We start from the raw sequence: 16,200 nt of genomic DNA, 5'->3' as shown, positions 1-16,200 counted from the left end.
AAGACCGTGAACAACTCACCCTACTTCCGCCAACCCGCCAGTGTCCAATCCGTGATGTTGCGGGTTCTGCTCGCGCTGCTGCCGGGCATCGCCGCCTACGTCTGGTTCTTCGGCGCCGGGATACTGGTGCAGATCGCCCTGGCCTCGATTACCGCGCTGGCGGCCGAAGCCGCGATGCTGAAGCTGCGCGGCAAGCCGCTGATGATGTTCCTCGGCGACGGATCTGCGCTGGTCACCGCCTGGCTGATCGCATTGACCTTTCCCTCGATCGCGCCGTGGTGGCTGACCGTGCTCGGCACCCTGCTCGCCATCGTCGTCGCCAAGCACCTGTATGGCGGACTGGGACAGAATCCCTTCAACCCGGCCATGGTGGCCTTTGCGCTGATGATCGTCGCCTATCCGCTGCTCATGTCGCAATGGCCGAGAGTGGACGCCACCGATTTTGCCGTGCAATGGGAGGCGATTTTCGGCAACCGCCAGGTCCTCGATGCCATGACCATGGCCACACCGCTCGACGCGCTGCGCACGGTGCTGCGCGATCCGGAACAGCGGGCAATGATAGGCGGCGTGCTGGGCACCAAGGCCACTTTCGGCAACGTCGGCGGCAAAGGCTGGGAGTGGATCGCCGCCGGCTACTTCCTCGGAGGTTTGTATCTGCTCCAGCAGCGCATCATCACCTGGCACATGCCCGCCGCCTTCCTGGCCACGCTGTTCGTCATCTCGGGCGCTTTCGCCCTTCATGATCCCGAGCGCTTTGCCGGACCCGGCTTCCAGTTGTTTACCGGTGGCGCCATGCTTGCCGCCTTCTTCATCGTCACCGATCCCGTTTCCGGAGCCACCACGCCAAAGGGCAAGCTGATCTTCGCCGCCGGCGCCGCGGTGCTGACCTGGATCATCCGCACCTTCGGCGCCTACCCGGATGGCATTGCGTTTGCCGTCCTGCTGATGAACATCGCCGCCCCGCTGATCGACATGTACACGCAGCCGCCGGTGTTCGGGCACAAGATCAAGGGGGATGACCCCAAATGAGCGAGTCCATCGAAGTCACCCGGCGCGAATCCAGCGTGCTGCGCATCTCGGTGCGTACCGCGGCCATCCTGCTGGCCTTCACGCTGGTGTTCACCGCCCTGATGGCCGGCACCTACAAGGCCACCGAACCCATGGTCACGGCCAGCGCGCTGGCCGAGAAGCTGCGCCTGATCGGCGAAGTGCTGCCGCCCGGCCAGTACGACAACGACCTGATGGCTGATTCGATCATCCTGCCGCCGCAAGGAATCCTCGGGCTCGACGACGAAACCCGGGTCTGGCGCGCACGCAAGGGCGGAGCCCCCGTGGCGCTGGTATTCGAAGCGGCGGCGCGGGATGGTTATTCCGGCCGCATCAGCCTGATCCTAGCCGTCGATGCCAGTGGCAGGCTGCTGGCCCTGCGCGTCACCACCCACAAGGAAACGCCGGGCCTGGGCGACTATATCGACCCGAAGAAGGACAAGAACAAGACGCAGCCGTGGATCACGCAGTTCAGCAAGCTCGGCTTCGACAGCGTGCCGCCCAAAAAATGGCGCGTGAAAAAGGATGGTGGACGTTTCGACCAGATGAGCGGCGCGACCATTTCGGCCCGGGCCGTGACCAATGCCAGCGGCCGTGCGCTGGCATGGGCAGTGGAGAATCGGGACAAGCTGTTCGCCCTGCCGGCCAACAGCCGTTTTGAGGAGAAGCAGCCATGAGCGCCTACAAGGAAATTGCCTGGAACGGCATCTGGAAGCAGAACACCATCCTCGCCCAGGTGCTGGGCCTGTGTCCGCTGCTGGCCGTGAGCACCAATTTCGTGAATGCAACGAGCCTCGGCCTGGCGACCATCGTCGTCATGATGCTGTCCAATTTCGGGATTTCCGCGTTGCGCGCTTTCATTCCCTACGAGATTCGCATCCCCGTGTTCATCCTGATCATCGCCGCGCTGGTCACCGTGGTCGATCTCCTGTTCAACGCCTTCCTGCACGACATGTATCTGGTGCTCGGCATTTTCATCCCGCTGATCGTCACCAACTGCATCGTGCTGGCCCGCGTCGAGGCCTTCGCCGCCAAGAATGGGCTGCGCGCAGCCACCTTCGACGGATTGATGATGGGCATCGGCTTCGTCTGGGTGATCGCGCTGCTCGGCGCCGTGCGCGAGTTGATCGGCCAGGGCACGCTATTTTCCGGCATCGAGATGATCTTCCCGACGCTGTCCGGCATCCAGATCTTGCCGGTGGACTATCCGGGCTTCCTGATCGCCATGCTGCCGCCCGGCGCCTTCTTCGTCCTGGGCCTGCTGATCGCCGGCCGCAACTGGCTCGATGCGCGCGCCAACCAGCGCATGCGCGAACAGCGCATCCACCATCAGGCTGAACACGCCACCGATCACCCAAGTTCGGCGCCGGCATGAGCCCGAAGAAGGTTCGCGAGTTCTTTTCCCGCCTCGCGGCGGCGAACCCCGAGCCGAAATCCGAACTCGAATACGCGACACCCTTTCAGTTGCTGGTGGCCGTGGTGCTTTCCGCCCAGGCCACCGACAAGGGCGTGAATCGCGCCACGCGCGCGCTGTTCCGCGACCACCCGACACCGCAGGCGATCGCCGCGCTGGGCGTGGAAGGTCTTGCCGAATACATCAATACCATCGGCCTCTATCCGACCAAGGCCAAGAACGTCGTGGCCCTCTCGCGCCTGCTGCTGGAACGCCACGGCGGCGACGTGCCGCATGACCGCGCCGCTCTCGAAGCCCTGCCCGGCGTCGGCCGCAAGACCGCCAACGTGGTGCTCAACATCGCCTTCCACGAACCCACCATCGCGGTCGACACCCACATCTTCCGCGTCGGCAACCGCACCGGACTGGCGCCGGGCAGCACGGTCGAAGCGGTCGAACAGAAGCTGCTCAAGGTGGTGCCCGCCGAATTCCGCCTGCACGCCCACCACTGGCTGATCCTGCTCGGCCGCTACACCTGCAAGGCGCGCAGCCCTGATTGCGTGCATTGCCCGGTCTTCGACCTCTGCGCCTGCAAGGAGAAAAATGTTTAATCCGAGCCGCGACCAGGCGCGCCAGTTCCTGATCGACGTCTGGGCCAAGCGCCGCAACCGGCTGCCCGGCACGCCGATGGACACGCTGGCCGCCGACCTCGTCGCGCTGCATCCCGAATACCACGCCCTGCTCGAAGCCGAGGACGCGTTGACCCGCGAATGGACGCCGGAGCAAGGTGAGACCAACCCTTTCCTGCACCTGTCGCTGCACCTCGCGATCGAGGAACAGTTGTCCATCGACCAGCCGCCGGGCATCCGCGCCGCCTTCAACACCCTGCAAAGCAGGCGCGGCGACCGCCACGAGGCACTTCACGACGTGCTCGAATGCCTCGGCGAAATGCTCTGGCGCGCCCAGCGCAGCAGGCTGCCCCCGGACGGCGACGCCTATGTCGATTGCGTGCGACGCAAGGCCGGCTAACCGTCCACCAAAAGTCGGCGCTGCCGACACGGCGATGCGGCCAAACACATCCACTCTGGGATAATCTATTGCTTCAACCTTGAAAGAAAACATCATGCGCTTTGAAGGAACCAACTCCTACGTCGCCACCCCCGACCTGATGCTCGCGGTCAACGCCGCGATCACCCTGCAACGCCCGCTGCTGATCAAGGGCGAGCCCGGCACCGGCAAGACCATGCTGGCCGAGGAAGTCGCCGGCGCCCTGGGCGTGCCGCTCTTGCAATGGCACATCAAGTCCACCACCAAGGCGCAGCAGGGCCTCTACGAATACGACGCGGTGTCGCGCCTGCGCGATTCGCAGCTCGGCGACGAGAAGGTCAAGGACATTTCCAACTACATCGTCAAGGGCGTGCTGTGGCAGGCCTTCGAGCAGGGCAAGCCCTCCGTGATCCTGATCGACGAAGTGGACAAGGCCGACATCGAATTCCCCAACGACCTGCTGCGCGAACTCGACCGCATGGAGTTCCACGTGTACGAAACGCGGCAGACCATCCGCGCCGCCGTGCGCCCCATCGTCATCATCACCTCGAACAACGAGAAGGAACTGCCCGACGCCTTCCTGCGCCGCTGCTTCTTCCACTACATCAAGTTCCCGGACAAGGAGACCATGGGCCGCATCGTCGATGTGCACTTCCCCAAGCTGAAGCAGAACCTGCTGCGCGAGGCGATGGAAGTGTTCTTCGAACTGCGCGAGGTGCCGGGCATGAAGAAGAAGCCCTCGACCTCGGAACTGCTCGACTGGCTCAAGTTGCTGGTCGCCGAAGACATTCCGCCGGAAGCCTTGCGCTCGAAGGATCGCAAGACCGTGGTGCCGCCGCTGGCCGGTGCGCTGCTGAAGAACGAGCAGGACGTGCATCTGTTCGAGCGGCTGGTGTTCATGGCCCGGCAGAACCGCTGATTTTGTCCGCAGATTTCGCAGATTTGCGCAGATGAATTCAGATACAGCCGCGAGGGATGCTCAGACTCACGCGATCATCGGTGCCGCGATGGCGGTGCATGGTGAGCTCGGGCACGGTTTTCTGGAAGCCGTGTATCAGGAAGCACTCGGTCTGGAGTTGGCGGCCAGGAACATTCCTTTTCAACGAGAAGCAACACTTCCGGTTCACTATCGGGGCAAGCCGCTATCCTGCGCCTATCGCGCCGACTTTCTCTGCTATGACGATCTGGTTGTCGAATTGAAGGCAATAAGCAAGCTTACAGCCAGCGACTACGCCCAGATCATCAACTACTTGAAAGCCGCGCGGCGAAGCAAAGCACTGCTGCTCAATTTCGGAGCACCTAGCCTCGAATACAAGCGCTTTGTTCTTAATCTGCGCAAATCTGCGAAATCTGCGGACGATGTGAGCCTTTCATGCTGATCGATTTCTTCCTCCACCTCAAGGCGAAGAAACTCCCCGTTTCCACGCGCGAGTTCCTCACGCTGCTGGAGGCGCTAAAGGAGCACGTCGCGGGCAACTCGATCGACGACTTCTACTTTCTGGCGCGCACCTGCCTGGTCAAGGACGAGACGCATTACGACAAGTTCGACCAGGCCTTCGGCGAATACTTCAAGGGCGTAACGGCGGTCCCCGGCCTCGACGCCGACATTCCCGAGGAATGGCTCAAGATGCTGATGAAGAAGCATCTGACGCCCGAGGAAAAGGCCAAGCTGGAAAAGCTCGGCTGGGACAAGCTGATGGAGGAATTCAAGAAGCGCCTCGAAGAGCAGAAGGAACGCCACGCCGGCGGCAGCAAGTGGATCGGCACCGGCGGCAGCTCGCCCTTCGGCCACGGCGGCTACCATCCCGAAGGCATCCGCATCGGCGGCGAATCGGCCGGCAACCGCACCGCGATCAAGGTCTGGGAAAACCGCGAATACCGCAACCTCGACGACACCGTGGAGCTCGGCACGCGCAACATCAAGATCGCGCTGCGCCGCCTGCGCCGCTTCGCCCGCGAAGGCGCCGAGGACGAGCTGGATCTGGACGGCACCATCGCCGGCACGGCGCGCAACGCCGGCTGGCTCGACATCAGGATGCGCCCCGAGCGGCACAACAAGGTCAAGGTGCTGCTGTTCCTCGACATCGGCGGCTCGATGGACGACCACATCAAGGTCTGCGAGGAGCTGTTCTCGGCGGCCAAGAGCGAATTCAAGCACCTCGAGTATTACTACTTCCACAACTGTATCTACGACTACGTCTGGAAGGACAATCGCCGCCGCCATGGCGAGCGCTTCCCGCTGTGGGACGTGATGCACAAGTACGGCGAGGACTACAAGGTAGTGGTGGTCGGCGATGCCACCATGAGCCCCTATGAAATCCTGCAGCCCGGCGGCTCGGTCGAATATTCCAATGAAGAAGCCGGCGCGGTCTGGCTGCAGCGCATGCTCGACACCTGGCCGCGCGCCGTCTGGCTCAACCCCGAACCCGAACGTTTATGGGACTATCGACATTCCATCGAGCTGATCCGCACCATTTTCAACAGCCGCATGTTCCCGCTGACGCTGGCGGGTCTCGAACGCGCCATGCGCGAACTGAACAAATAAGGAGTCGACCATGCAGCTACGCCGCCGCTTGCTGAAAGCCCTCGCCGCCGCCGGCCTGTTCGGCCCGGCGGGAATCTCCGGACTGATCGGCAACGCCCTGGCGAAAGGCAATGCGCCTGTCGCGCCCGGCGTGCACAAGCTGCGCGGCACCGTCAGCGTGAATGGCAAGCCGGCGCGCGAAGGCCAGTTAGTCGGCGCTGGCGATACGGTGGTTACCGGCCCCGGCAGCGAAGCGATCTACGTCATCGGCCAGGATGCCTTCCTGCAACGCGAAAGCTCCACCGTCAATTTCGGCGCCGACGTCGCACTGAACCTGATGCGCGTGGTCACCGGCAAGCTGCTCTCGGTGTTCGGCAAGGGCGCGCGCACGATCCAGGTATCCACCGCCACCATCGGCATCCGCGGCACCGGCTGCTACATCGAGGATGAAGGCGCGGGCGCCACGGCGCGCACCTACTTCTGCCTCTGCTACGGCGACGTCGAGCTGACGCCCGGCGCCGCGCCGCAGGAAGCCGAGCGCTACAGCACCACCCACCACGACAAACCGATGTACATCCACAACGACATGAAAATGCCGAAAATGATGGTGCCGGCCGGCGTCATCAACCACAGCGACGACGAACTCAAGCTGCTCGAAGCCCTGGTCGGCCGCTGGCCGCCGTTCTATGGGCAGGGCGGGCCGAGGTACTGACGGGATCTCGGCAGGATTCCTGAATGGATCCCGCCCCTGCCTGCCTGCTTTGAGCCCAATCCTGTCAGTGGAGCAATTCGGACGCGGGCTTTCACCAACAATCATTGAGAAAGAAAAACGGCCACTCGTTATGCGACAGTGATATTCTTGTTGCTCGGATGGCTGTGCTGTGGAAGCTATTACTTGCTTGCGCTCCGATTCAAGAGAGCAATTCGCCAGCAGTAAAAAACCAACAAGGAAATTTCGCCATGAACCGTTTTGTCATCAATATCATTCTCACAGCATTTGTTGCCCTGTTAGCCAGCGGCTGTCAAACGGCAGGAGAACACCGAAGGGCTGTTCAGGACGATACGGGCGATCGATTGACTGTTGGTGTGGTTCAGAAAGAAATCCGTATCGGCATGAGCGGCGCCGATGTTGTTTCTGTCCTTGGGTCACCAAACATGATCAGCACTGATGATGAGCGCAGAGAAGTCTGGGTTTACGACAAGATCGCTACTGAAAGAGTTTATTCAGGCAGCAGTGGTGGTGTTAACGCGTTGATCTTCGGTTTTGGTCATGGTGCCGCAGGCGGTCTCGGTGGAGGAGGGAGTTCTAGTGCAGGTGCTTCATCGACTAGTCAACGAACACTGACGGTGATTATCAAGTTTGACAAAACTAGCAAAGTACGGGACTTTGCTTACCATACGTCGAGGTTCTGACATGAGACGTCTTCTGGGTTGCGTTATAGCAATATCAGTACTGCTATCCGGCTGCGTTACTTTGCCACCCAATGCGTTTGTCGTGACGCCAGAGCAATTGGCACGACGTCAAATTGAAACACGTCGATATGACGGCGCCAAGGAAGAAAGCATCCTAGTCGCATCCTCTAACGTTCTACAGGACTTGGGCTATACGCTTGACAACTCTGAAACAAAACTTGGGGTACTCACAGCGAGCAAGCAGCGTGATGCGACGCATGGTGGAGAAGTCGCAGCAGCGATAATTATCGCCCTCCTCGGTGGCGGCGCTACACCTGTCAGCAAAGACCAGACCATCCGCGTTTCGCTAGTGGTTAGGCCCCTACAAGCAACAAAAGAAACTGCCCCAACCGATAGCCACTTCGTAAGAATCACGTTCCAGCGCGTAGTTCGACGAACTGATAACAGCCTGTTTGCGGAGACCCTGAGCGATAACGAACTCTACGAAGGTTTTTTTGAGAAGCTATCCAAATCGATCTTTCTGGAGGCGCAAAAGATATGAAACATCCTGCCGCACTGACCGTCATTACCGCTGCCATATTTCTTGGTGGATGCAACGCCACCATGAAGGAACGTGTCCTCGATTCAAGCGACCAGTCTCAACTACAGAAGCGTAGCTACCAGACTAGGCTATTCGATACGGCTGACAAAGAGAAGGTTATGCGTGGAGTCATTAGCACTCTGCAAGACCTTTCTTTCGTTGTTGAGCGTGCTGACATGATGCTCGGAACCGTCAGCGGGACAAAATATCAACAACAACTTGCAATTCGGATGACAGTATCAGTAAGGCCTAAAGGCAACACACAAATGGCGGTCCGTGCAAACGGTCAGTTGAACATCCAGCCGATCGAAGACCCCAAGGCATATCAGGACTTCTTTTCTTCATTGGAAAAATCACTGTTCCTGACAGCACACTTGGGTGAATAGTCAAGCCAATTTTGACTCTGTCTAGCCGGCTCCCGCCGTCCCGCCAGCGCCGACTTTCAGAATACCCGTTCCGCCGACCGAGGTGATCAGCCCGCGTCGAACATCGGCGGCGCGACCTTGATGATTTCCTCAATCGTGGTCAGCCCCGCCGCGACCTTCTTGGCGCCGGCGATGCGCAGCGGCTTCATGCCTTCGCGCATGGCCTGCTCGCGCAGCTTCGACAACTCGACGCCGCCGGCCACCAGCTTCTTGATGTCGAGCGACATCGGCATGATCTCGTAGATGCCGATGCGTCCCTTGTAGCCGGTCATGCGGCATTCGAGGCAGCCCACGGGACGATAGATCTGCGTCGGCATGCTGGATTTCCAGGGCGCCACCAGCGCCGTCCATGCCGCTTCGTCCTCGGCGCGCAGGCCGCCGGGCTGCTTGCAATGCGGGCACAGCGTGCGCACCAGGCGCTGCGCCATGACGCCGAGCACGGTCGCCGACAGCAGGTAGGGCGGCACGCCCAGATCGATCAGCCGCGTCATCGCCGATGGCGCGTCGTTGGTGTGCAGGGTCGACAGCACCAGGTGGCCGGTCAGCGCGGCCTGGATCGCCATGTCGGCGGTTTCCAGGTCGCGGATTTCGCCGACCATGATGATGTCCGGGTCCTGGCGCATCAGCGAGCGGATGCCTTCCGCAAAGCCCATGCCGATGTCGGGCAGGATCTGCACCTGGTTGAAGGCGGCCTCGACCATTTCGATCGGGTCTTCCAGCGTGCAGACATTCACCTCGGGCGTCGCCAGCTGCTTCAGCGTCGAGTACAGCGTCACCGTCTTGCCGCTGCCGGTCGGGCCCGTCACCAGGATGATGCCGTTGGGCTGGGCGGACATGCTGTGCCAGGTCTTCGCTTCGTCGTCGGCGAAACCGAGTTCGGAGAAATCGCGGACCAGTACTTCCGGATCGAAAATCCGCATCACCAGCTTTTCGCCGAAGGCCGTCGGCAGCGTCGACAGGCGCAGTTCGACCTCCTGCCCGTCCTGGGTGCGCGTCTTGATACGGCCGTCCTGCGGGCGGCGCTTTTCCACCACGTCCATGCGGCCGAGGATCTTGATGCGGCTGGTCATGGCGTTGAGCACCGCCATCGGCATCTGATACACCTGATGCAACACGCCGTCGATGCGGAAGCGCACGATGCCCAGGTCGCGCCGCGGCTCGACGTGGATGTCCGAGGCGCGCTGCTCGAAGGCGTATTGCCAGAGCCAATCGACGATGGTGACGATGTGCTGGTCGTTGGCGTCGAACTGCTTGTTGCCCTTGCCCAGCTCCACCAGTTGTTCGAAGTTCGCGGCGCCGCCGGTGACGTCGCCCTTGCCCAGCGCGCCCTTGATCGACTTGGCCAGGTTGTAGAACTCCACCTGGTAGCGCGTGATGTCGTCCGGGCTGCTGATGACGCGGCGGATGTCCTTGCGCAGGATTGGCAGCATCTCCGCCTCCCACGCCCGCTGGAAGGGCTCGGCGGTGGCGATCACCACCTCGTGCGACTTCACCTCGACCGGCAGGATGCGGTAGCGCGTCGCGTAGGAGTTGCTCATCACCTCCGTCACGGCCGAAAAATTGATCTTCAGCGGATCGATGTGGAAGTAGTCGAGCCCGGACCACTTCGCCAGCCATTGCGTCAGGCCGTCCAGGTCGAGCACGCGGTGCGGCGGCTGCAACGATTTCCAGCGCTGCTCGGCAATCGCGATCAGGGGATGCACCTCGCCCTTGTAGTAGCGCCGCTCCTGCTTGAAGCGGGCGGCTTCTTCGGCATCGACCAGGCCATCGGCGACGAGGGCATCGACGGTTTCAGGCAGAGTCAGGCGGTGTTCCTTGTGCGAAGCGTGGTTCATGGCGGAAAGTCGGCGCTGGTGACACGGCGAACTATAGCCGACAGCCGGCTTGGCCTCAATGCCGGGGTATTATCCCGGCTCCAATTTCATTCGAGACACCGGGAGATACCGCATGAAGAAATTGCTGATGCTGGCCGCGGGCACCCTGCTCGCCCTGCCCGCCTTCGCCCAGTCCGCAATCGACTACTGCGCCAAGGCGCGCGACCCGGCCCGCTGCGAAGCGCGCCAGGCCGCCCTGAAGAGCTGCGGCGAGAAGCGCGGCGCCGAAAAACGCGCCTGCCTCGACGCCAGCATTCCGCCGGTGGATTGCAGCAAGGCGCAAAACCCGCAGCGCTGCGAAGCGGCGCAAAAGGCCAAGGAAGTCTGCAAGGGCAAGACCGGCAAGGAACTCAAAAAATGCCTGCGCGACGAACAGCCGCGGAAGAAGAAAAAGAAGGCCCGGAAACAGAAAGCATCATGATTGCCGGCATCAGGAACTTCTTCACCCAGATGATCGAACCGGGCGCCAAGGAGCCTGGCGCCGCGTCGCAACATGCACTGCAGCTCGCCACGGCGGCGCTGCTGCTGGAAATGATGCGCATGGACAGCGCCGTCACCGCCGAGGAAACGGCGGCCGTGACGAAGCTGTTGCAGGGCCGCTTCGGGCTTCGCGCCGAAGACGTCGAAACGCTCCTGGTGCTGGCGGCGGACGAGGCGCGCCAGGCAACCGACTACTTCCAGTTCACCTCGCTCATCAACAAGAACTTCAGCGCCGGGCAGAAAATCCAGGTCGTCGAATACCTGTGGCAGGTGGCGTATGCCGACGGCCACCTCGACGCCCACGAGCAGCACTTCATGCGCAAGATTGCCGACCTGCTCTACGTCCCGCACGCCGACTACGTCGCCGCCAAGCAGCGGGCGCGGGAAAGCGGCTGAACGCCATGGCACTCTGGCTGCGATTCGAAGCCGCGGGCGCGGAACATTTCGGCACCCTCGACGGCGACACCGTCACCGCCTGGCGCGGCGACATGTTCGATCATCCGCAACAAACCGCGCAGCGCTTCGCGCTGGCCGAGGTACGCCTGCTGACGCCCTGCAAACCGGGCAAGATGCTCGGCCTGTGGAACAACTTCCACGAGCGCGCGGCGAAGGAAGGCCTGCAACGCCCCGCGCATCCGCTCTACTTCCTCAAGGCCGGCACCTGCTTCGCCGCCCACGGCGAAACCATCCGCCGCCCGGCGGGCTACGGCGGCATGGTGGTGTTCGAAGCCGAGCTCGGCATCGTCATCGGCCGCCGCGCCAGCGCCATCGCACCGGCCGACGCGCCGGCCGCGATCTTCGGCTACACCTGCGTCAACGACGTCACCGCGCGCGACCTGATGCGCCTCGATCCGGCCTTCGTGCATTGGACGCGCGCCAAGAGCTTCGACAGCTTCGGCCCCTTCGGCCCGGTCATCGCCACCGACATCGACCCGGCCGCCCTGCGCGTGCGCGCCATCGTTTCAGGCGAAGAACGGCAGGACTACCCGGTGAGCGACATGTTCTTCTCGCCGGCCGAAATCGTCAGCCGCATCTCGCACGACATGACGCTCGAAGCCGGCGACATCATCGCCTGCGGCACCTCGGTGGGCGCCGGAGAATTGCGCGAGGGCGATACGGTCGAGGTGGCGATCGACGGCGTCGGCCGGCTGGTCAATCGCTTCGCCTGAGATCAGGCGGCGGCACCCAGTTGCCTGACCGAGCGCAGCGGCGAGAAGCGCCACAGCAGTACGGCGAGCAGGATCGCGCCGAGCCCGCCGACCAGCAGCGGGAAGCGCAGGCCGAAGCGCTCGGCCAGCACGCCGCCGAGCAAGGCGCCCGGCCAGGCCGGAAACAGCGTCAGCCAGCGCATGGTGCTGGTCATGCGGGCCAGCAGCGGCGCCGGCGTAACCGCCTGGCGCAGCGCCAGCAGGTTGCTGAAAATCAGCACGACACTGCCGCCGAGGCAGACCAGCATCACGACGAACGCAACCACCCCGAGCCCGCCGCCGGGCGCCAGCGCCAGTTGCAGCCAGCCGATGCCGCTGGCGGCCATGCCGACGATCATCGACGGTCCGGGGCCGATGCGCGCCGCCAGGCGATGCCCCCACGCACCGGCGACGACGGTGCCGACGCCGGCCCCGGCCAGGCAAAAGCCGAAGGCCATCGCGCTCAAGCCCAGCTCGCGCGTGGCGAACAGGACCTGGGTCACCATCGCGCCGGTCTGGAAAACCTGCCAGCCGCCGACCGACAAGGCCATCGTCAGCAACAGGCGGTCATGCCGGACGAATCGAATCCCTTCGAGCAGCTCGGGCCAGAACCCCGCCGGCCGCGTTGCGGCGGGTTGGTCGTCGACGCGCAGGCCGCGCAGCACGACCGCGCTCCAGAGCATCAGGCCGCAGTTCAGCAAAATCGCCAGCGGGAAGCCGACCAGCTTTATCAGCATCCCGGCCAGGCCCGGCCCGGCGATTTCGGCGAACGCCTGGGCCATGCGGTTGCGGCCGTGGGCTTCGATCAGTTCCCCGCGACGCACCAGCTGCGTCAGCACGATCTGCCCGGCGGTGCCGGAGACCACGGAAACGCATGCCCCGACGAAGGCGACGGCATACAGCAGCCCCATGTCGAGGCGATCCAGCACCATCGCGACCGGAATGCACAGGAACATCAGGCTCATCACCACCTCGCCGAACAGGTAGGCGGGCAGCTTGCGAATCCGGTCGAGCACCACGCCGGCGGGCAGCATGAACAATACGAAGGGAAGGGTGCCCATCGAACCGAGAATGCCGATCTGGGTCGGCGTCGCGCGCAGCACCTCGGCCGCCGTCAGGGACAGCGCAAGCGCGCCGATTTGCCCGGCGAAGGCGCTGATCAGCAGCGAGAACCAGAGGCGGCGGTAGTTGCCGTCGCGCCAAAGGGTCTCGGGAGCATATGGCGAAGGCATGCGTCGAACGATGTGAGCCGCGGTGAAACGATTCTACGTCGTTCGCGAGCGCGATCCGGATCTTCCCGCGGATGGCCGTGGCGCCCGGTTCCGCGTTATGCGCCGGATCGATCCAGTGAGCTCAGCAACACCGCAAACAGCTGATCAGGGTCAAACGGCTTGACCAGGACGTCGTTCATTCCGGCATCGATGCAGCGCGCCTTGTCCTCTGCAAACGCGTTGGCGGTCATGGCAACAATCGGGATCTGCCGGTATCCCGGAAGCCCGCGAATTTGTCTCGTCGCCTCCAGTCCGTCCAGAATCGGCATCTGCATGTCCATGAGGATCGCCGCATAACCGGTCTTCCCGGCCAGGGCGACTGCCTCTGCCCCATTTTCCGCGGCATCCACGACCAGCCCGGCCGCTTCCAGCTGCATCAAGGCCACCTCCCGGTTTATCGGCTCGTCATCCACGACAAGAATGCGCGCTCCCGGATACTCCTGGCGAATGCGCGCCTCGGCATCCATGCTCGCTGCCGATATCGTTGCAGCGACGTCCGCGCCCCGTTTCTTCAGTCGCGCGGTCAGCCAGAAGGTGCTTCCCGCTCCCGGAGAGCTCTCCACACCCGTCTCGCCTCCCATCAACTCCGCAAAACGCCGGGTAATGGACAATCCGAGACCGGTGCCGCCGTACTTGCGCGTCATTGAATTGTCGGCCTGTTCGAATGCGCTGAAGAGCCTGGACATTGCCTCGGGCGATATGCCGATCCCGCTATCCTGCACTTCGAATCGGACGACCACCGAATCGGCGCTTTCCTCCTGCTTGAAGGCACGCAGCGTCACGGCCCCTTTTTCGGTGAACTTGATGGCATTGACGACGTAGTTGATCAAGGCCTGCTGCAATCGCGTGGGGTCTCCCACCAGGTTGCGCGGCAATGCTTCGACCTCGGTAAAGAACCCGATCCCCTTGTCCCTGGCTCGATCGGACAGGATCGAACTGACGTTGGCCAGCAGGCTGCTGACGACGACCGGTGCCTCTTCGAGGACGAACTTTCCGGCTTCGATCTTGGACAGGTCGAGGATGTCGTTGAGGATGGATAGCAGGTGTTTGGCGGAAGTGTCGATCGTGTCCAGGCGTTGTGCCTGCCTGGACGTGACGCCCTCGCGGCGCAGGATGCTGGCCATGCCCAGGATGCCGTTCATCGGCGTGCGAATCTCATGGCTCATGTTCGCCAGGAACTGGCTCTTGGCGACGCTGGCGGCTTCGGCGGCTTCCTTGGCGGCCGCCAGCGCACGATTCGCCGTTTCGAGTTCTGCCGTACGGGCGAGGACCCGCTGTTCGAGGTCGGCATTGAGCTTTTTGATTTCGACCTCGTTAATCAAGCGTTCCAGTTCGCCGGAAGCGCGCATGGCGACCCGCGCCATCGTACTTTCGGCGTGCAGGCGGTTCGCCAGCGGGCGACGACCAATAACCGCGATCAGGCCGATTGGCTTGCCGGCGTGGCTCCAGAGCGTCACGCCGACATAACTCTCCGCCCGCAGACCCTGAAGCGCCTGATCGCGGGGAAAGTGCTGGCATACGCCGGAAGGAAAGCAGCAGACGTTCTGGCCCACGACATCGCCGCAGGGTGTGTCATCGAGCGTGTAGGTGACGTTGTCCTCGAAATGGCCATCGTGCCAGACAACCAATGTCCGGGCACTCAATCCCTCCCCTTCGAGCTGGTCGATGCACACGTAGTCCATTTCGAGGTTCCGGGCGAGAAACCGGGCCAGCGCGTCAAAAAATGGCTCGTCCATCGAACTGCTGCCGGCGAGCGAGAGGAAGGCATCGACCTCCTCCCGCTGCTTGCGCTCGGTGACATCACGAATGATTCCCGTGACGAAACGTCCCTCGGCAACGTCCCAATGCGACAGCGAGGCCTCGATCGGGAATTCGCTGCCGTCCTTGCGCAATCCCGACAATTCGACCACCTTGCCTTTGGTGCGCGGCTCGCCTCCTGACATTACATGGCCAAATCCGCCAGCGTGCCGGTCGCGATATCTCGCTGGCATCAATTCGGTCAGGGACATCCCCATGGCCTCGGCTTCGGTGTGGCCGAATGTGGTTTCGGCACCCCGATTCCAGTTAATGATCTTTCCCGTGCTGTCGGCAGTGACAATGGCGTCACTGGCGGATTGCGCAACCGCGCGGTAGCGTGCTTCGCTTGCCTGAACCAGCTTCGCTGCCTGAGTGCGCTCGGACAAACGGGCCCGTATCTGGCTACCGGCATAGCGCACCCCAAAAAGCCCAATGACCCAGATCCCGCCGTATATGGCGAGATGAAAAAACAGCTTGCTCCAAAGAAATGCGTTGTAGCGTGCCCACTGGAGGGAAACGCTGATTCCGCCGCGAATATCGCCGACTTTGTAGCCCTGTGCCTCATGGCACTTCAGGCAGGCCTGCTCCACAATGAGCGGGCGCATGAAGCGAAAGTATGCCTCGCCGCCTATCGGCTCGACAGACGATACTTCCTGCTCACCCCGTTCAAATGCTTCCAGGGCGCGGCGCTCCCACTCATCCGGGGCATTTTCGGGCCGGAGGGGCTTCAAGCTTGTGATATGCCCTTTCGAGCCAAAATCATTTTGTCCCAGCTCATGAACCTGACGTGTCATGTAGGCCGGATTGATCAACGTCAGTTTCCTGCCTGACGGGGTAGTGATGTCTCTTTCCGGAACATGGGACAAGTTCGGATTGGGAGGCGTCTGAGGTGTCACCGGGGCATACACGCCTCCGTGTATCGAGGCCCAGCGTCGATACACCACATCCTTGCTGAAACTTTCCCTCGCGGTGGCTCGCACATTGTCAAGCGATGCGACGTAAGCCCCCCACTGGTCCCAGACAACAAGGGCGAAGATCATGGCAGACCAGCCAACGGACGTCCAAAGAAGCATGTTCTTGAGACCGAAATTGGAGGCGGCATGCTTCACAGCGTGTTTCGTTGTACTCATGGGAAAACACCGGATGCAGCGATTGCCCACAA

The 16,200-nt window shown here is 62.4% G+C and carries 18 protein-coding genes; 15 read left to right on the top strand and 3 right to left on the bottom strand.

Features of this window, described 5'->3' with window-relative positions; genetic code table 11:
- The first annotated feature begins 6 nt into the window (after window positions 1-6).
- The 12 genes from SUTH_RS05150 to SUTH_RS05100 all read left to right on the top strand — a co-directional run bounded on the left by SUTH_RS05150 (window position 7) and on the right by SUTH_RS05100 (window position 8,390).
- Complete coding sequence (locus tag SUTH_RS05150; RefSeq protein WP_041097595.1) at window positions 7-1,029, top strand: RnfABCDGE type electron transport complex subunit D; 1,023 nt, start codon at window positions 7-9, stop codon at window positions 1,027-1,029.
- On the top strand, window positions 1,026-1,724 hold the full coding sequence (gene rsxG / locus SUTH_RS05145) for an electron transport complex subunit RsxG (protein ID WP_052473278.1): 699 nt from the start codon (window positions 1,026-1,028) through the stop codon (window positions 1,722-1,724). The genes SUTH_RS05150 and rsxG overlap by 4 nt, the downstream gene beginning before the upstream one ends.
- On the top strand, window positions 1,721-2,422 hold the full coding sequence (gene rsxE, locus SUTH_RS05140) for an electron transport complex subunit RsxE (RefSeq protein ID WP_041097593.1): 702 nt from the start codon (window positions 1,721-1,723) through the stop codon (window positions 2,420-2,422). Before rsxG ends, rsxE begins: the two co-directional genes overlap by 4 nt.
- A complete protein-coding gene (gene nth / locus SUTH_RS05135) occupies window positions 2,419-3,051 on the top strand; it encodes an endonuclease III (protein ID WP_041097591.1) in 633 nt (210 codons plus the stop codon). Before rsxE ends, nth begins: the two co-directional genes overlap by 4 nt.
- Window positions 3,044-3,469 carry a DUF1841 family protein gene (locus SUTH_RS05130; protein ID WP_041097589.1) on the top strand — a complete coding sequence of 142 codons (426 nt, stop codon included), beginning with the start codon at window positions 3,044-3,046 and terminating at the stop codon, window positions 3,467-3,469. The genes nth and SUTH_RS05130 overlap by 8 nt, the downstream gene beginning before the upstream one ends.
- A gap of 94 nt (window positions 3,470-3,563) precedes the next feature.
- Entirely contained in the window at window positions 3,564-4,406 is an 843-nt protein-coding gene (locus SUTH_RS05125) for an AAA family ATPase (RefSeq protein WP_041101735.1), read from the top strand.
- Window positions 4,407-4,437: 31 nt separating this feature from the next.
- The gene (locus tag SUTH_RS05120; protein WP_041097587.1) at window positions 4,438-4,866 is read left to right on the top strand and encodes a GxxExxY protein; all 429 of its coding nucleotides are present in this window, start codon (window positions 4,438-4,440) and stop codon (window positions 4,864-4,866) included.
- Window positions 4,860-6,032 (top strand): vWA domain-containing protein, encoded by a 1,173-nt coding sequence (locus SUTH_RS05115; RefSeq protein WP_041097585.1) that lies wholly within the window; start codon window positions 4,860-4,862, stop codon window positions 6,030-6,032. The genes SUTH_RS05120 and SUTH_RS05115 overlap by 7 nt, the downstream gene beginning before the upstream one ends.
- A 10-nt stretch (window positions 6,033-6,042) precedes the next feature.
- Window positions 6,043-6,723 (top strand): hypothetical protein, encoded by a 681-nt coding sequence (locus tag SUTH_RS05110; protein WP_041097584.1) that lies wholly within the window; start codon window positions 6,043-6,045, stop codon window positions 6,721-6,723.
- A 104-nt stretch (window positions 6,724-6,827) separates the two neighbouring features.
- Window positions 6,828-7,424 (top strand): hypothetical protein, encoded by a 597-nt coding sequence (locus SUTH_RS18940; protein WP_197539647.1) that lies wholly within the window; start codon window positions 6,828-6,830, stop codon window positions 7,422-7,424.
- Window position 7,425: 1 nt separating this feature from the next.
- Window positions 7,426-7,965 (top strand): hypothetical protein, encoded by a 540-nt coding sequence (locus tag SUTH_RS05105; RefSeq protein ID WP_041097582.1) that lies wholly within the window; start codon window positions 7,426-7,428, stop codon window positions 7,963-7,965.
- On the top strand, window positions 7,962-8,390 hold the full coding sequence (locus tag SUTH_RS05100) for a hypothetical protein (protein WP_041097580.1): 429 nt from the start codon (window positions 7,962-7,964) through the stop codon (window positions 8,388-8,390). Before SUTH_RS05105 ends, SUTH_RS05100 begins: the two co-directional genes overlap by 4 nt.
- 86 nt (window positions 8,391-8,476) lie before the next feature.
- Here SUTH_RS05100 and SUTH_RS05095 read toward each other — a convergent pair whose 3' ends face one another.
- Entirely contained in the window at window positions 8,477-10,264 is a 1,788-nt protein-coding gene (locus tag SUTH_RS05095; RefSeq protein ID WP_041097578.1) for a GspE/PulE family protein, read from the bottom strand.
- 112 nt (window positions 10,265-10,376) lie between these two features.
- Between SUTH_RS05095 and SUTH_RS18295 the strand changes: the two genes are divergently transcribed.
- The 3 genes from SUTH_RS18295 to SUTH_RS05080 are packed head-to-tail and all read left to right on the top strand — an operon-like array spanning window position 10,377 to window position 11,952.
- Window positions 10,377-10,724: a hypothetical protein gene (locus SUTH_RS18295; protein ID WP_052473274.1), complete on the top strand. Its 348-nt coding sequence runs from the start codon at window positions 10,377-10,379 to the stop codon at window positions 10,722-10,724.
- Window positions 10,721-11,179, top strand: coding sequence for a tellurite resistance TerB family protein (locus tag SUTH_RS05085; protein ID WP_041097576.1), 459 nt, complete (start codon window positions 10,721-10,723; stop codon window positions 11,177-11,179). Before SUTH_RS18295 ends, SUTH_RS05085 begins: the two co-directional genes overlap by 4 nt.
- A gap of 5 nt (window positions 11,180-11,184) precedes the next feature.
- Window positions 11,185-11,952, top strand: a complete 768-nt coding sequence (locus SUTH_RS05080) for a fumarylacetoacetate hydrolase family protein (RefSeq protein ID WP_041097575.1) — start codon at window positions 11,185-11,187, stop codon at window positions 11,950-11,952.
- A gap of 2 nt (window positions 11,953-11,954) precedes the next feature.
- On the opposite strand, the gene SUTH_RS05075 is transcribed toward SUTH_RS05080, so the two are convergent.
- Window positions 11,955-13,202 carry an MFS transporter gene (locus SUTH_RS05075; RefSeq protein ID WP_041097572.1) on the bottom strand — a complete coding sequence of 416 codons (1,248 nt, stop codon included), beginning with the start codon at window positions 13,200-13,202 and terminating at the stop codon, window positions 11,955-11,957.
- A 95-nt stretch (window positions 13,203-13,297) separates the two neighbouring features.
- Entirely contained in the window at window positions 13,298-16,168 is a 2,871-nt protein-coding gene (locus SUTH_RS18290) for a PAS domain S-box protein (protein ID WP_171817317.1), read from the bottom strand.
- Window positions 16,169-16,200: the final 32 nt, after the last annotated feature.

This window comes from Sulfuritalea hydrogenivorans sk43H (genome assembly GCF_000828635.1).
GTDB lineage: Bacteria > Pseudomonadota > Gammaproteobacteria > Burkholderiales > Rhodocyclaceae > Sulfuritalea > Sulfuritalea hydrogenivorans.
The sequence above is the reverse complement of the archived record's forward strand: the minus strand, read 5'-3'. Positions and strand labels throughout refer to the sequence as shown.

Coding starts and splice junctions, on each gene's coding strand:
- rsxG (WP_052473278.1), top strand. CDS start 1,026: ATGAGCGAGTCCATCGAAGTCACCCGGCGCGAATCCAGCGTGCTGCGC.
- rsxE (WP_041097593.1), top strand. CDS start 1,721: ATGAGCGCCTACAAGGAAATTGCCTGGAACGGCATCTGGAAGCAGAAC.
- nth (WP_041097591.1), top strand. CDS start 2,419: ATGAGCCCGAAGAAGGTTCGCGAGTTCTTTTCCCGCCTCGCGGCGGCG.
- SUTH_RS05130 (WP_041097589.1), top strand. CDS start 3,044: ATGTTTAATCCGAGCCGCGACCAGGCGCGCCAGTTCCTGATCGACGTC.
- SUTH_RS05125 (WP_041101735.1), top strand. CDS start 3,564: ATGCGCTTTGAAGGAACCAACTCCTACGTCGCCACCCCCGACCTGATG.
- SUTH_RS05120 (WP_041097587.1), top strand. CDS start 4,438: ATGAATTCAGATACAGCCGCGAGGGATGCTCAGACTCACGCGATCATC.
- SUTH_RS05115 (WP_041097585.1), top strand. CDS start 4,860: ATGCTGATCGATTTCTTCCTCCACCTCAAGGCGAAGAAACTCCCCGTT.
- SUTH_RS05110 (WP_041097584.1), top strand. CDS start 6,043: ATGCAGCTACGCCGCCGCTTGCTGAAAGCCCTCGCCGCCGCCGGCCTG.
- SUTH_RS05105 (WP_041097582.1), top strand. CDS start 7,426: ATGAGACGTCTTCTGGGTTGCGTTATAGCAATATCAGTACTGCTATCC.
- SUTH_RS05100 (WP_041097580.1), top strand. CDS start 7,962: ATGAAACATCCTGCCGCACTGACCGTCATTACCGCTGCCATATTTCTT.
- SUTH_RS05095 (WP_041097578.1), bottom strand. CDS start 10,264: ATGAACCACGCTTCGCACAAGGAACACCGCCTGACTCTGCCTGAAACC.
- SUTH_RS18295 (WP_052473274.1), top strand. CDS start 10,377: ATGAAGAAATTGCTGATGCTGGCCGCGGGCACCCTGCTCGCCCTGCCC.
- SUTH_RS05085 (WP_041097576.1), top strand. CDS start 10,721: ATGATTGCCGGCATCAGGAACTTCTTCACCCAGATGATCGAACCGGGC.
- SUTH_RS05080 (WP_041097575.1), top strand. CDS start 11,185: ATGGCACTCTGGCTGCGATTCGAAGCCGCGGGCGCGGAACATTTCGGC.
- SUTH_RS05075 (WP_041097572.1), bottom strand. CDS start 13,202: ATGCCTTCGCCATATGCTCCCGAGACCCTTTGGCGCGACGGCAACTAC.
- SUTH_RS18290 (WP_171817317.1), bottom strand. CDS start 16,168: ATGAGTACAACGAAACACGCTGTGAAGCATGCCGCCTCCAATTTCGGT.